At 72.0% G+C, this 14,255-nt stretch carries 12 protein-coding genes and 1 tRNA gene; 12 read left to right on the top strand and 1 reads right to left on the bottom strand.

The genetic code is table 11. The features are described from left to right. The first annotated feature begins 28 nt into the window (after nucleotides 1-28). From ACZ4Z3_RS03325 to ACZ4Z3_RS03285, 9 genes are all read left to right on the top strand, one after another. A complete protein-coding gene (locus ACZ4Z3_RS03325) occupies nucleotides 29-313 on the top strand; it encodes a DUF3039 domain-containing protein (protein ID WP_079054731.1) in 285 nt (94 codons plus the stop codon). 339 nt (nucleotides 314-652) lie between these two features. Next, on the top strand, nucleotides 653-1,954 hold the full coding sequence (locus ACZ4Z3_RS03320; protein WP_468499417.1) for an extracellular solute-binding protein: 1,302 nt from the start codon (nucleotides 653-655) through the stop codon (nucleotides 1,952-1,954). A 41-nt stretch (nucleotides 1,955-1,995) separates the two neighbouring features. Next, complete coding sequence (locus tag ACZ4Z3_RS03315) at nucleotides 1,996-2,916, top strand: carbohydrate ABC transporter permease (protein ID WP_468499537.1); 921 nt, start codon at nucleotides 1,996-1,998, stop codon at nucleotides 2,914-2,916. After that, nucleotides 2,913-3,764, top strand: coding sequence for a carbohydrate ABC transporter permease (locus ACZ4Z3_RS03310; RefSeq protein ID WP_468499416.1), 852 nt, complete (start codon nucleotides 2,913-2,915; stop codon nucleotides 3,762-3,764). The genes ACZ4Z3_RS03315 and ACZ4Z3_RS03310 overlap by 4 nt, the downstream gene beginning before the upstream one ends. 1 nt (nucleotide 3,765) lies before the next feature. Next, nucleotides 3,766-5,397 carry a beta-N-acetylhexosaminidase gene (locus ACZ4Z3_RS03305; RefSeq protein WP_468499415.1) on the top strand — a complete coding sequence of 544 codons (1,632 nt, stop codon included), beginning with the start codon at nucleotides 3,766-3,768 and terminating at the stop codon, nucleotides 5,395-5,397. A 392-nt stretch (nucleotides 5,398-5,789) separates the two neighbouring features. Continuing rightward, nucleotides 5,790-6,683 (top strand): FAD binding domain-containing protein, encoded by an 894-nt coding sequence (locus ACZ4Z3_RS03300; RefSeq protein WP_055512741.1) that lies wholly within the window; start codon nucleotides 5,790-5,792, stop codon nucleotides 6,681-6,683. Next, nucleotides 6,680-8,569: a (2Fe-2S)-binding protein gene (locus ACZ4Z3_RS03295; protein ID WP_468499414.1), complete on the top strand. Its 1,890-nt coding sequence runs from the start codon at nucleotides 6,680-6,682 to the stop codon at nucleotides 8,567-8,569. The genes ACZ4Z3_RS03300 and ACZ4Z3_RS03295 overlap by 4 nt, the downstream gene beginning before the upstream one ends. Further along, nucleotides 8,566-10,899, top strand: coding sequence for a xanthine dehydrogenase family protein molybdopterin-binding subunit (locus ACZ4Z3_RS03290; protein WP_468499413.1), 2,334 nt, complete (start codon nucleotides 8,566-8,568; stop codon nucleotides 10,897-10,899). The genes ACZ4Z3_RS03295 and ACZ4Z3_RS03290 overlap by 4 nt, the downstream gene beginning before the upstream one ends. 197 nt (nucleotides 10,900-11,096) lie before the next feature. Beyond that, nucleotides 11,097-11,660 carry an SUKH-4 family immunity protein gene (locus ACZ4Z3_RS03285; protein ID WP_390951043.1) on the top strand — a complete coding sequence of 188 codons (564 nt, stop codon included), beginning with the start codon at nucleotides 11,097-11,099 and terminating at the stop codon, nucleotides 11,658-11,660. 95 nt (nucleotides 11,661-11,755) lie between these two features. On the opposite strand, the gene ACZ4Z3_RS03280 is transcribed toward ACZ4Z3_RS03285, so the two are convergent. After that, a tRNA-Cys gene (locus ACZ4Z3_RS03280) sits at nucleotides 11,756-11,827 on the bottom strand. 262 nt (nucleotides 11,828-12,089) lie between these two features. Between ACZ4Z3_RS03280 and ACZ4Z3_RS03275 the strand changes: the two genes are divergently transcribed. Genes ACZ4Z3_RS03275 through ACZ4Z3_RS03265 form a run of 3 tightly spaced genes read left to right on the top strand, consistent with a single transcriptional unit; the run spans nucleotide 12,090 to nucleotide 14,207 of the window. Continuing rightward, nucleotides 12,090-13,580 (top strand): MFS transporter, encoded by a 1,491-nt coding sequence (locus tag ACZ4Z3_RS03275; protein WP_468499412.1) that lies wholly within the window; start codon nucleotides 12,090-12,092, stop codon nucleotides 13,578-13,580. A gap of 40 nt (nucleotides 13,581-13,620) precedes the next feature. Then, nucleotides 13,621-13,821, top strand: coding sequence for a ribbon-helix-helix protein, CopG family (locus ACZ4Z3_RS03270; protein WP_016826066.1), 201 nt, complete (start codon nucleotides 13,621-13,623; stop codon nucleotides 13,819-13,821). After that, nucleotides 13,818-14,207, top strand: coding sequence for a type II toxin-antitoxin system death-on-curing family toxin (locus tag ACZ4Z3_RS03265; RefSeq protein WP_468499411.1), 390 nt, complete (start codon nucleotides 13,818-13,820; stop codon nucleotides 14,205-14,207). Before ACZ4Z3_RS03270 ends, ACZ4Z3_RS03265 begins: the two co-directional genes overlap by 4 nt. The last annotated feature ends 48 nt before the right edge of the window (nucleotides 14,208-14,255 follow it).

Genomic DNA, 14,255 nt, shown 5'->3' with positions numbered 1-14,255 from the left:
GCGCGCGAGCCCCAGTACCCTTGGCGGCATGAGCACTCTTGAGCCCGAGCGCGGTACTGGTACGGGGACCCTCGTCGAGCCGACGCCGCAGGTGTCGCACGGCGACGGTGACCACGAGCGCTTCGCCCACTACGTCCAGAAGGACAAGATCATGGCGAGCGCGCTCGACGGCACGCCCGTCGTGGCGTTGTGCGGGAAGGTGTGGGTACCGGGTCGCGACCCGAAGAAGTACCCCGTGTGCCCCATGTGCAAGGAGATCTTCGACTCGCTCGGCGCGGGTGGCGGGGACGACGAGGGCGGCGGCAAGAAGTAGCGGCCGGATCATGTGACCGCGGTGCCCCGGAAGCGGGTACCGCGGTCTTTGCTGCGCCTCCGCGCTGCTGCGCCGTGCGCGTTCGTTGGCGGGTGCGGGTGGTATGTGGTTTCTCGCGCAGTTCCCCGCGCCCCAAGGCTCGGGCCCGCGGGCCCGGTTCGTCGGGAAAGCGCGACGACACTGACCCCCGAAGTCATCAGGCGCCCTCTTGGTCACAACTGGTCGAGACCTCTTGTGGTCATGTTCATGTACTCCATAGCCTCCGGTGTGTTGTAGAGAGCAGAACGCCCGTTGCAGAGAATGCAACACTCCGCACCCCCCTCCGGAGGACCACGCGCCATGAAGCTCGCCGCCCGACTCGTCGCCCCCATGGCGGCCCTCGCCCTCGCGGGGCTCACCGCCTGCGCTCCCGGGACGTCCGACAACTCGTCCGCCGCGAAGGACGACAAAACCGGCACCCTGCGGCTCTGGCTCTTCCGGGAGGTGAGCAACGCGCCGAAGGAGCAGGTCGTCGACAAGGTCGTCGCCGCCTTCGAGAAGGCGCACGACGGCGCGAAGGTCAAGGTCGAGTACATCCCCGTCGAGACCCGCGCGGAACGCATGAAGGCCGCCTTCAACGACCCCGAGAGCGCCCCCGACGTCATCGAGTACGGCAACACGGACACCGCCGGCTACGTCAAGGACGGCGGACTCGCCGACGTCACCACGGAGTTCAACGGTTGGGCCGACTCCAAGGACTCCGACCCCACCGCCAGGACCTCCGTCACCGTCGACGGCAAGGTCTACGGCGCCCCCTTCTTCGTGGGCGTCCGCGCCCTGTACTACCGCACGGACGTCTTCGACGAACTCGGCCTGGAGCCCCCGAGGACGCTGGACGAGCTGACGACCGCCGCCCAGCGGATCCGCGCGGCCAGGCCCGAGCTGTACGGCCTCGTCGTCGGCGGCGCGTACACCTACGGCGCGATGCCCTTCGTCTGGGCCAACGGCGGCGAGATAGCCGAGGGCCGGGGCGGCTCGTACGCCTCCACCATCGACAGCGCCGCCGCCCGCAAGGGCATCGAGACGTACACCTCGCTGTTCGGCGACGACAACTGCCCGGCCGCCAAGTGCGCGGGCATGGGCGGCAACGACACCGTCACCGCGTTCGCCGCGGGCAAGGCCGGCATGGCCATCGGCGGGGACTTCAGCCACGCCGCCGTGGAGGCCGGGAAGGTCAAGGGCAAGTACGCGGTCGTACCGCTCCCGGGGGTGAAGTCCGGTTCGGTGGCGCCTGCGTTCGCGGGCGGCAACAACATCGGCGTCCTCAGGAGCACCACGCACCGCACGCTCGCCGTCGACCTCATGAAGCGGCTCGCGTCCAAGCGGACCCAGGGCGCGCTCTTCGACGCGATGGGCTTCCTGCCGACGTACACCGACGTCCGGGCCGAGGCGGCGAAGAAGGAGCCGTTCATCGAGCCGTTCGTGAAGACGCTGTCCTCGGGGACCAGGTTCGTGCCGGTATCGCCCGCGTGGGCCCAGGTCGACGCGTCGCAGGTGCTGCCGACGATGTTCCAGGAGGTCGTCAGCGGCAAGAAGGACGTGGACGAGGCGTCCGAGGACGCGGCGGACCGGATGAACGACGCGTTCAGCTCCGTCGGGTGACGCCGGTGCCCACCAGCCCGGGTGGCACGGTGCGTTCGCGGGTGCGAGGCGGTTCCGCCGTCCCGCACCCCCGCGCGCGCCCGCGGGCCGCCGCTGCCTGGACCCCCTGGCTCTATCTCGCCCCCGCGCTCGTCGTGCTCGGCGCGCTGCTCGTCTATCCCGTCGGCCAACTCGGCCTGATCTCCCTGCTGGAGTACACCCAGGCGCAGGTCAGCGGCGGCGAACCGACCTCCTTCCGGGGGGTCGGGAACTACGCCGAACTCTTCTCGGACGCCCAGTTCTGGCAGGTGCTGCTGGCCACCGTCGGCTTCGCCGCGGCCTGTGTGGTGTCCACGCTGGCCGTCGGTTGCGCCCTGGCCGTGCTGCTGACCCGGGTGCGGGCCGTGCCTCGGCTGGCGCTGATGCTGGCCGCGCTGGGCGCGTGGGCGACCCCGGCGGTCACCGGCTCGACGGTGTGGCTGCTGCTGTTCGACCCCGACTTCGGCCCCGTCAACCGGGTGCTCGGGCTCGGCGACCACTCCTGGACGTACGGGCGGTACAGCGCCTTCTTCCTCGTCCTGCTGGAAGTGGTGTGGTGCTCCTTCCCGTTCGTGATGGTGACGGTCTACGCGGGCATCCGGGCCGTCCCGTCCGAGGTCCTGGAGGCGGCGGCCCTCGACGGGGCCTCGCAGTGGCGGATCTGGCGGTCGGTGCTCGCCCCGATGCTCCGCCCGATCCTCGTCGTCGTCACCATTCAGTCGATCATCTGGGACTTCAAGGTCTTCACCCAGATCTATGTGATGACGGGCGGCGGCGGTATCGCCGGCCAGAACCTCGTACTGAACGTGTACGCCTACCAAAAGGCGTTCGCCGCCTCCGAGTACAGCCTCGGCTCGGCGATCGGCGTGGTGATGCTGGTGATTCTGCTGGCGATCACCCTGGTGTATTTGCGGCTGCTCCGTGGACAGGGGGAGGAGCTGTGAACGCGACGGGATTCCGGCGGCGGCCGAGACGGCCCCGGCGGCTCGCCGCGGAGGCGTCCGCGCTGGTCATCGCGGCCGTGGTGGCGTTCCCGCTGTACTGGATGGTGTTGAGCGCCGTCAGACCGGCGGGTGAGATCGAGTCGGCCGAGACCCGGCCCTGGACCCTTGAGCCGACACTGGATTCCTTCCGCCGGGTCCTCGGGCAGCAGGAATTCGGCCGCTACTTCCTCAACAGCGTTGTCGTCGCCTGCGCCGTGGTGATCGCCTCCGCGCTGATCGCGTTTCTCGCGGCGACGGCGGTGACCCGATTCCGCTTCCGTTTCCGGACCACCTTGTTGATCATGTTCCTGATCGCCCAGACGGTGCCCGTGGAGGCGCTCACCATCCCTCTGTTCTTCCTGATGCGGGACGCCGGTCAACTCAACACCCTGGGCGCGCTGATCCTGCCCCACATCGCCTTCTCCCTGCCCTTCGCGATCTGGATGCTGAGGGGCTTTGTGAAGGCCGTACCGGAGTCCCTGGAGGAGGCCGCCCAACTCGACGGGGCGAGCCGTTCCCGATTCCTGTGGCAGATCCTTTTCCCACTCGTCCTGCCGGGGTTGGTCGCCACCAGCGTCTTCTCCTTCATCTCGACCTGGAACGACTTCCTGTTCGCCAAGTCCTTCATCATCAGCGACACCTCCCGGTCGACGTTGCCGATGGCCCTGCTCGTCTTCTTCAAGCCGGAAGAACCCGACTGGGGCGGCGTCATGGCGGCGTCCACGGTGATGACGATTCCGGTGCTGGTCTTCTTCGTGCTCGTCCAGCGACGGCTGGTCTCCGGACTGGGCGGAGCGGTCAAGGAGTGACATGACGGAACTCGACGGAACGGAACTGATTCCGGCGCCGCGACGCCTCGTACGGAACGGCTCCGGCCGGGGCCGGCTGGACGAGGGGACCCGGCTGGTGGCCGGCCCCGGCACCGAGGGCGTCGCGCGCCGGCTGCGGGAAACGGTCGGCGCGGCGACCGGATACGCCCTCACCGAGGGCGGCGGGTCCGCCCACCGGCTCGTGCTCGGCATCGAGCCGGACCTGCCGCCGGAGGGCTACCGCGTGGTCACCGGCGGCGCCGACCACCTCATCCAGGGCGGCAGCGCGGCGGGCGTCTTCTGGGGCGCGCAGACCTTCCGGCAACTGCTCGGTCCCGACGCCCACCGGCGGGCGCCCCTGCGGCCCGGCCGGGAATGGGACCTCCCGGAGGTCACCGTGGAGGACGCCCCCCGCTTCGCCTGGCGCGGCCTCATGCTCGACGTCGCCCGGCACTTCCTGCCCAAGGACCAGGTGCTGCGCTATCTCGATCTGATGGCCGCGCACAAACTCAACGTCCTCCACTTCCACTTGACGGACGACCAGGGTTGGCGGGTCGAGATCGAGCGATACCCGAGGCTGACGGAGGTCGGTTCCTGGCGGGCCCGTACGAAATTCGGTCATAGGGCGTCACCGCTGTGGGAGGAGAAGCCGCACGGCGGTCACTACACGCGTGACGACCTCCGCGAGATCGTCGCCTACGCCGCCGAACGGCATATCACCGTGGTCCCCGAGATCGACATCCCGGGACACAGCCAGGCCGCGATCGCCGCGTATCCGGAACTGGGCAACACCGATGTCGTCGACACGGCCTCCCTCACCGTCTGGGACACCTGGGGCATCAACGAAAACGTCCTCGCCCCCACGGACACCACCCTGCGCTTCTACGAAGGGGTCCTGGAGGAAGTCCTGGAACTCTTTCCCTCGACGTTCGTGCACATCGGCGGCGACGAGTGCGTCAAGGACCAGTGGAAGCGTTCGGCCACCGCGCAGGCGCGCATCCGGGAACTCGGACTCACGGACGAGGACGGCCTGCAGTCGTGGTTCGTCCGGCACTTCGACAACTGGCTGACGGCGCGCGGACGTCGCCTGATCGGATGGGACGAGATCCTGCAGGGAGGCCTCGCGCCGGGTGCGGCCGTGTCGTCCTGGCGGGGCTACGCGGGCGGCGTCACGGCGGCCCGCGCGGGCCACGACGTGGTCATGTGCCCCGAGCAGCACGTCTACCTGGACCACCGTCAGCACGACGGCCCCGACGAACCGGTCCCGATCGGCTATGTGCGCACCCTGGAGGACGTCTTCCGGTTCGAGCCGGTTCCACCGGAGTTGACGCTCGAGGAGGCGCGGCACGTGCTGGGCACCCAGGCCAATGTGTGGACCGAGGTGATGGAGGACCCCGCGCGCGTGGACTACCAGGCGTTCCCGCGGCTCGCGGCCTTCGCCGAGGTGGCCTGGAGCCGGCTGCCCGCGCCCGCCGAGCGGGACTTCGCCGACTTCGAGCGGCGGATGACCTCCCACTATCGCCGACTTGACGCCCTGGGGGTCGGTTATCGGCCGCCCGGCGGACCCCGCCCGTGGCAGCGGCGGCCCGGCGTGCTCGGACGCCCGATCGAGGGGGCGCCCCCGAACGTGTGAGGCGGCGGCGCGCACGCGCGTCCGAAAGCCGATGCCCCGTGAGGTGGCCCTCACCTGGAACAAGAGGCGTATAAATCGCCGAAGGTCAGCAAAAAGAACCGGTGGGGAGATCCTGCACCAAAACGGACCATCCCTGAGGTGAGGTGGGCGAATGCCTCCTAGCGGACCCCCGCGTTCGGGCCTCGCGAGAATGTGCCAGAGTTGCCACGTCCACCCTGTCAGCACGTACCGTACGGCAACACAGGCGGACCAGGGTCTGTCGTTCGGATCATGCCGGCTTCGGGCAACGGTGCCGGATGATGGCCGGTGAGCGGGGCGCGCAGCGAGCCCCGTCTCCAGGTGTGATCCGTAAGACAGGCCCTACGGTGGGGCAGCGGGAAGGGGCAGCCGGTTTGACCACGCACGCACCGCAGGCGGCGCAGGCCGTGACCCTGCCCGGCTCGCTCGACGAGGCCGTGGCGGCCCTCGCCGCCATGCCCTGGGCGGTTCCGGTGGCGGGCGGCACGGACCTCATGACCGCGGTCAACTCCGGGCAGCTCAGGCCCGCCGCGCTGGTCGGGCTGGGCAGGATCAGCGAGATCCGCGGCTGGCAGTACCAGGACGGACACGCCCTGCTCGGCGCCGGGCTGACACACGCCCGGATGGGGCGCCCGGACTTCGCGGCGCTCATTCCGGCGCTCGCCGCGGCCGCGCGCGCCGCCGGACCGCCGCAGATCCGCAACGCGGGCACCCTCGGCGGCAACATCGCGACGGCCGCCCCCACGGGGGACGCGCTGCCGGTGCTGGCCGCCCTGGAGGCCACGCTGGTCATCGCGGGACCGGGCGGGGCCCGCCGTGAGATGCCCGTCTCCCATCTGCTGGCCGGCATGGAGATGCTGCGCCCCGGCGAACTGATCGGGTTCGTGCGCGTGCCGCTGCTGCACGCCCCCCAGGTCTTCCTGAAGGCCACCGGGCGGACCGGCCCCGGCCGCGCCGCCGCCTCGGTCGCCCTCGTCCTCGACCCCGCCCGGCGCGGTGTGCGGTGCGCCGTCGGCGCCATAGCGCCGATGCCGCTGCGCCCGCTGGACGCCGAGGCGTGGGTCGCCGGGCTGATCGACTGGGACGGCGAGCGCACCCTGGTCCCCGAGGCGTTGCAGGCCTTCGGCGAGTACGTCGCCGCCGCCTGCATCCCGGACCCGGCCCCCGAGGTCGACGGCTCCGTGCCACCGCTTCCGCCCGCCGTACTGCACCTGCGGCGCACCGTCGCCGCGCTGGCCCGACGAGCACTGGGGAGGGCGCTGTCGTGACCGACGACCAGCACGGAGAGGGCACCGGGCAGCAGGGGGGCCAGAGCGGCTGGGAGCGACTGCCGCAGGGCGACTACGACGACGGCGCCACCACCTTCGTTCAGCTCCCCGAGGGGGGCATCGACGCGCTGCTCGCCGCCGACAGCCCCCTCGCCGCACCCGGCCACGGCTATGTGCCGCCGCCCATAGCGGCCAACCCGCCCGCCGCCGGGACCGACCCGTCCGGCACGGGCTCCTGGGCCATGCCGGCCGAGGGCGCCCAGTGGCACGACCCGAACGCCGGACAGCAACAGCCCCCGGCGCAGGACGGGTTCACGTACGACCCCGGCTCGACCGGGCAGTGGACGTTCGAGGAGCCCGCCGCGCAGGAAGGCGCCGCACGCGGTCACGACGTGACCGGCGAGTGGTCGATCCCGGTCGCCGGAGGTGACCTTCCGGACGAATCGGGCGAGTTCAGTACCTCGGCCCTGGTCGAGCAGTGGGGCGGCACCCCGCCCGCCACCCTGCCCGGCGGCGCCCCCGCACCCTGGGCGACCGAGCAGATCGGCACCGCGTGGACCGCGCCGCCGCCCCCGGCACGTGCCGAGGAGAGCGCCACCGAGGAACCCCCGGCCGACGCGCCCGCCGAGGCCCCCCAGGAGCCCTCCGGCGCTCCCGCCGAGGCGCCGGCCCCCGACGCCGCCGAGGAGGCCCCCGAGGCCCCCGAGGGCGCCCAGGAGCCCGCCGGGAGCGCCGAGCAGGCCGCCGAGGCCGACGGTGACCCCACGGACCCGCAGGAGGCGGAGACGCCCGCCGAGGCGTCCGACGCGGAGACGTCCGGCGCGGAGGACTCGGGCGCCGCGGACCCGGCCGCCGAGCCCACCCCGCCCCCGCACGACGACCACCCCCTCGCCTCGTACGTCCTGAGCGTCAACGGCGCCGACCGGCCCGTCACCGACGCCTGGATCGGCGAGTCGCTGCTCTACGTGCTGCGCGAGCGGCTCGGCCTCGCGGGCGCCAAGGACGGCTGCTCCCAGGGCGAGTGCGGCGCCTGCAACGTCCAGGTCGACGGCCGCCTCGTGGCCTCCTGTCTGGTGCCCGCCGTCACCGCGGCGAGCAGCGAGGTGCGCACCGTCGAGGGACTCGCCGTCGACGGACAGCCCTCCGACGTGCAGCGGGCGCTCGCCCGGTGCGGCGCCGTCCAGTGCGGCTTCTGCGTGCCCGGCATGGCGATGACCGTGCACGACCTCCTGGAGGGCAACCCGGCGCCCACCGAGCTGGAGGCCCGCCAGGCGCTGTGCGGCAACCTCTGCCGCTGCTCCGGCTACCGCGGCGTGCTGGCGGCCGTCCGCGACGTCGTCGCCGAACGCGCGTCGCACGCGGTCGGCGACAGCGACACCGGCGCCGACACCGACGAGGCACGCATCCCGCACCAGGCGGGCCCCGGCGCGGGCGGCGTCAACCCGGCGGCTTACGAGGCCCAGGGGGCCCCGCCCCCGGCCCCGCACGACCCCGGCCAGTCGTACGGCGGTCAGGGGCTGCACTTCGGCGGCCAGGACGACACGTACGGCGGTCAGGGGCAGTCGTTCGGCGGTCACGGCGACACGTACGGCGGTCAGGGCCAGAGCTTCGGGGGCCAGGACCAGTCGTTCGGTGGCCAGGACCAGTCATTCGGGGGTCACGACGACTCCTATGGCGGTCAGGGGCAGTCGTTCGGCGGTCACGGCGACACGTACGGCGGTCAGGGCCAGAGCTTCGGAGGCCAGGACCAGTCGTTCGGGGGCCAGGGCGACACGTACGGCGGTCAGGGCCAGTCGTTCGGTGGTCATGACGACACCTACGGCGGTCAGGGCCGGAACTTCGACGATCAGGACCAGTCGTTCGGCCAGGACGGAGGCCAGGCGTGAGCAACGACGCAGCCACCGCGACGCCCGCGATCACCAGCACCGCAGGCACCGCCGGGGACGCCGCGCCCGCACCGGAGGCACCGCCGCACGGGCTCGGCGTGTCCCTGCCGTCCGCCGACGCCCGCGCCAAGTCCGAGGGCACCTTCCCCTACGCGGCCGACCTGTGGGCCGAGGGCCTGCTGTGGGCGGCCGTCCTGCGCTCACCGCACCCGCACGCGCGCATCGTGTCCATCGACACGTCCCACGCGCGCGAGATGCCCGGCGTCCGGGCCGTCGTCACCCACGAGGACGTGCCGGGCACCCCGCTGCACGGCCGCGGCAAGATCGACCGGCCGGTGTTCGCCTCCGAGGTCGTACGCCACCACGGCGAGCCCATCGCGGCCGTCGCCGCCGACCACCCGGACACCGCGCGGATGGCCGCCGCCGCCGTCATCGTCGAGTACGAGGTGCTCGACCCGGTGATCGACCCGGAGCAGGCCTTCGAGGCCGAACCCCTGCACCCCGACGGCAATCTGATCCGGCACATCCCGCTGCGCCACGGCGACCCCGACGCCTCCGGCGAGATCGTCGTCGAGGGGCAGTACCGCATCGGCCGCCAGGACCCGGCCCCCATCGGCGCCGAGGCCGGCCTCGCCGTGCCCCGCCCGGACGGCGGTGTCGAGCTGTACCTCGGCTCCACCGACCCGCACACCGACCGCGACACCGCCGCCGCCGTGTACGGCCTGGCCCCCGACCGCGTGAAGATCGTCGTCACCGGGGTGCCCGGCGCCACCGCCGACCGCGAGGACCAGGGCTTCCAGCTCCCCCTGGGGCTGCTGGCGCTGAAGACCGGCTGCCCGGTCAAGCTGACCGCCACGCGCGAGGAGTCCTTCCTGGGCCACGCGCACCGGCACCCGACGCTCCTGCGCTACCGCCACCACGCGGACGCCGAGGGCAGGCTCGTCAAGGTCGAGGCGCAGATCCTGCTCGACGCCGGCGCGTACGCCGACACCTCGTCCGAGGCCCTGGCCGCGGCCGTGTCGTTCGCCTGCGGCCCGTACATCGTCCCCAACGCCTTCATCGAGGGGTGGGTGGTCCGCACCAACAACCCGCCCTCCGGCCATGTCCGCGGCGAGGGCGCCATGCAGGTGTGCGCCGCGTACGAGGCGCAGATGGACAAGCTCGCCAAGAAGCTGGGCCTCGACCCGGCCGAGCTGCGCATGCGCAACGTGATGTCCACGGGTGACGTGCTGCCGACCGGGCAGTCCGTGACCTGCCCGGCCCCGGTCGCCGAACTCCTCGAAGCGGTCCGGGAGTTCCCGCTCCCGGCGCTGCCGAAGGACACCCCCGAGGAGGAGTGGCTGCTGCCGGGCGGCCCCGAGGGCGCGGGCGAGCCGGGCGCGGTCCGGCGCGGCGTCGGCTACGGCCTCGGCATGGTCCACATGCTCGGCGCGGAGGGCGCCGACGAGGTCTCCACGGCCACCGTGAAGGTCCACGACGGCATCGCGACCGTGCTGTGCGCCGCCGTCGACACCGGGCAGGGCTTCTCCACCCTCGCCCGGCAGATCGTCCAGGAGACCCTCGGCATCGACGAGGTCCACATCGCCCAGGTCGACACCGACCAGCCCCCCGCGGGCGCCGGCTGCCGGGGCCGCCACACCTGGGTGTCGGGCGGCGCGGTGGAACGCGCGGCGAAGATGGTCCGCACCCAGCTGCTCCAGCCGCTGGCCCACAAGTTCGGCATGTCCACGGAGCTGCTCCAGATCACCGACGGCAAGATCACGTCGTACGACGGTGTCCTGTCGACGACGGTCGCGGAGGCGCTCGACGGCAAGGAGCTGTGGGCCACCGCGCAGTGCCGCCCGCATCCCACCGAGCCGCTGGACGGCGCGGGCCAGGGCGACGCGTTCGTGGGCATGGCCTTCTGCGCGATCCGCGCGGTCGTGGACGTCGACATCGAACTCGGCTCCGTACGGGTCGTGGAGCTGGCGGTCGCCCAGGACGTGGGCCGGGTCCTCAACCCCGCGCAGCTCAACGCCCGGATCGAGGCGGGTGTCACGCAGGGCGTCGGCATCGCGCTGACGGAGAACCTGCGCACCCCGCGCGGTCTGATCCGCCACCCCGACCTGACCGGCTACTCCCTGCCGACCGCGCTCGACGCCCCCGACATCCAGATCGTCAAGCTGGTGGAGGAGCGGGACGTGGTGGCCCCCTTCGGCGCGAAGGCGGCCAGCGCGGTGCCGGTGGTCACCTCACCGGCGGCCATCGCCTCCGCCGTCCGGGCCGCGACGGGCCGCCCCGTGAACCGCCTGCCGATCCGGCCGCAGGCGGCGGTGGTGACGGGGGCCTGACCGGTCCTGGTGGTGCCTTGCCGACCGGTCCCCGTCGGAAGCTCGTTGGCTGGTGTTCGCGTGTGCGGCCGGCGTTGTCAGTGGGGCGGCGTAAGGTTCTGGGAGTGGGACGGCAACGACCGCTGGGCGGTGCGGTGTTGTCCCCTGCCGGGGGGTAGCGCGCCGCGCACCATGTGCTGGGGGGAGCCGAGAGCACGATGACGATGGGGACCATGGGCCTGACGGACCTGAACGACCTGACGGACCTGACCGTGACCGCCGGACCGGCGACACTGTCCGGACTGGCACTGGACCTGCCCGCCCTGCTGCTGGACGAGGAGTTCGGCCAGAGCAAGGTGTGGCGCTTCGAGGACTTCGACTTCCCGGCGACGCTCACGCACGAGCCGACCCGCCGCTTCCTGCGCGACATGGGCCTGCCCGAGGAGCACGCCCTCTTCCAGCTCGACACGGACATCCCGCTGCCGACCCTCGCCGAGTACTACGCGCACGAACGCCCCGGGTTCCCCGCCGACCGGCTTCCCGCCGAGGCGACCCGACTGATCCGTCTCGGCCACTTCGTCGAGGGCAACAGCGTCGTCCTCGACGGCACGACCGGCGCCGCCCTCAACTGGAGCGAGCCCGAGTCCACGCTCTGCCCGCTCAACGCCGACATCTCCACCTTCGCCTTCACCCTCTGGCTCCTCCAGCGGGAGAAGCGCGAGAAGACGGCGACGGGCTGCTGGGTGGAAACCCTCCGCAACGAGGCCTGCGCGGACGGCTGACCGCTCCGCTGGGGCCCGCGGGAGCGGTTCGCCCCGCCCCGGGCGACCACGACAACGGCCGACCGCTTCACAGCGGCCGGCCGTCTTTCCCGCGGAGGCCGTGGCGGGAATCGAACCCACGTAACTCGCTTTGCAGGCGAGTCCCTAAACCACTCGGGCACACGGCCGGGTTGGGGCAATCACGGTGCTTCGGGGAACTTCGGGTGATTGCTCGAACTCGATGTACAGACCGTAGGCGGGGGAGTCGGCGGGGCTCAAGGGGTGCGTGGGGGCCGCAACGGGACTGCCATACGCCGTTCATGAAAGGGCGTGGGGTGGGGTGTTCGGGGTTCGTGAGGGAGTAGGGACGGGGGCGTACGACCAAGGTCGCACGGGATGCGGGACTCCGGACAGGGGTCAATGTCGGGCATGCCCCTTACGCTGGCGGGCATGGGTGCTCTGAGGCCGCGTGGCACGGGCGTTGCGCAGGATGCTGATCCGGTTGTTCTCGGCGAGCGTGCGGAGGGGGTGTTGGGGCGCTCCTACCGGGCGCTCAGCGTCGGCATCGTCTCCGTCGTGCTGCTGATCGCGTTCGAGGCGATGGCGGTGGGGACGGCCATGCCGGTCGCCGCACGGGAGTTGGACGGGGTCTCGGCGTACGGCTTCGTGTTCTCCGCGTACTTCACCACCAGCCTGTTCGGCATGGTGCTGTCCGGGCAGTGGTCGGACCTGCGGGGGCCGCTCGGGCCGCTGACCACGGGCATCGCCGCGTTCGCCGCCGGACTGCTCCTTTCCGGCACCGCCGGCGCTATGTGGCTGTTCATCGTCGGCCGGGCCGTCCAGGGACTCGGGGGCGGCCTGGTCATCGTCGCGCTGTACGTGGTGGTGGGGCGGGCGTACCCGGAGCGGCTGCGGCCGTCCATCATGGCGGGGTTCGCCGCGAGTTGGATCATCCCCTCCGTCGTCGGCCCCCTCGCCGCGGGCGCCGTCACGGAACAACTGGGCTGGCGCTGGGTCTTCGTGGGCATCCCGGTCCTGGTCGTGCTGCCGCTGGGGCTGGCGCTGCCCCAGATGCGGCGCCGGGCATCGGGACCGGTCGGCGGCCCGGCGACCGGCCCCGACACCCCGGCAGGCGCCCCCTCTCCGTCCCCCTCCTTCGACCGCCGCCGTATCCGGCTCGCCCTCGGTATCTCGGTGGGGGCCGGGCTCCTGCAGTACGCGGCCCAGGACCTGCGGTGGCTGTCGGTGGTGCCGGCCGCGGTCGGCGTGGCCCTGTTGGTGCCGGCCGTGCTGGGGCTGTTGCCGAGGGGGACGTACCGGGCGGTGCGGGGGCTGCCCTCCGTGGTGCTGCTGCGCGGGGTGGCGGCGGGGTCGTTCATCGCGGCCGAGTCGTTCGTACCGCTGATGCTGGTCACCCAGCGCGGGCTGTCGCCGACGCTCGCCGGGTTCTCGCTCGCGGCGGGCGGCGGGGCCTGGGCGCTGGGGTCGTGGGTGCAGGCGCGGGCGCGCGTGGAGCCGTACCGGGAGCGGTTGATGACGACCGGAATGGTGGTGGTCGCGGCGGCGATCGTCACCGTGCCGAGTGTGCTGATCGAGTCGGTGCCGGTGTGGACCGTGGCCGTCGCGTGGGCCTTCGGGTGCTTCGGGATGGGCCTCGTCATCTCCTCCACCAGCGTCCTGCTGCTCAAGCTCTCCGCCCCGGAGGAGGCAGGCACCAACTCCGCCGCGCTCCAGATCTCCGACGGCCTCTCCAACGCGCTGCTCCTCGCGGCAGGGGGCGCCGCCTTCGCCGCGCTCGGCGGCGGCGCGGCCGGCCACACGGCCACCACGGCCTCCGGCAGCGGCTCCCACCCGGCCGCGTTCAGCGCCGTGTTCCTGCCGATGGCGGCCGTGGCCCTCCTGGGCGCCTGGGTGACGACGCGGCTACGGGAGAGGACCTAGGTGGTACCACTGTGGCCCCATTGGGTGGTACTGTTTTGGTATGGCTATGAACCTGCGTCTCCGTGATGACCAGACGGAAGCACTCAAGCTGCGTGCCGAGGAAGAGGGTGTCAGCATGCACGCCATACTGCTCAGAGCTGTGGACGACTACCTTGCTCGGACCGCTCATGAGGCGCTGGTCCGCAAGGCGGCCAAGGAGCAGACCGCAAAGTGGGCCGAACTGCTGGAGCGGCTCAAGTGACGTATGTCTACCTGTCGGCCGAAGACGTCCTGGCCATCGCCGAACTCGCCGTCGATGACCAGGACGTCGTCATTCGTGACGCGGGTCTGCTGGAGTCGGCCGTGCACCGGCCCTCCGCCTCGATGTTCGGACAGGAGGCGTACAGCGACCTGTTCGACAAGGCGGCGGCGCTCCTCCAGTCACTCACGATCAACCACCCCTTCGTCGACGGGAACAAGCGCACGGCGTGGACGTCCTGCGTCGTCTTCCTGGCCATGAACGGTGCACAGCTCCAACCGGACATCGATGCCGCCGAACGTCTGGTGATCGCCGTGGCCACCGGCGACATGGATGAGGTCAAGGCCATCTCCGAGGTGCTGCGGGGGCTGGCCGAGCCGCCGGTGTGAGGTGGATCCCATCGCCGGGGGAGCGGGTGTCGTAGGCGCGTTGACCCG

It is taken from the genome of Streptomyces sp. NPDC030296, from assembly GCF_055572815.1.
The sequence above is the reverse complement of the archived record's forward strand: the minus strand, read 5'-3'. Positions and strand labels throughout refer to the sequence as shown.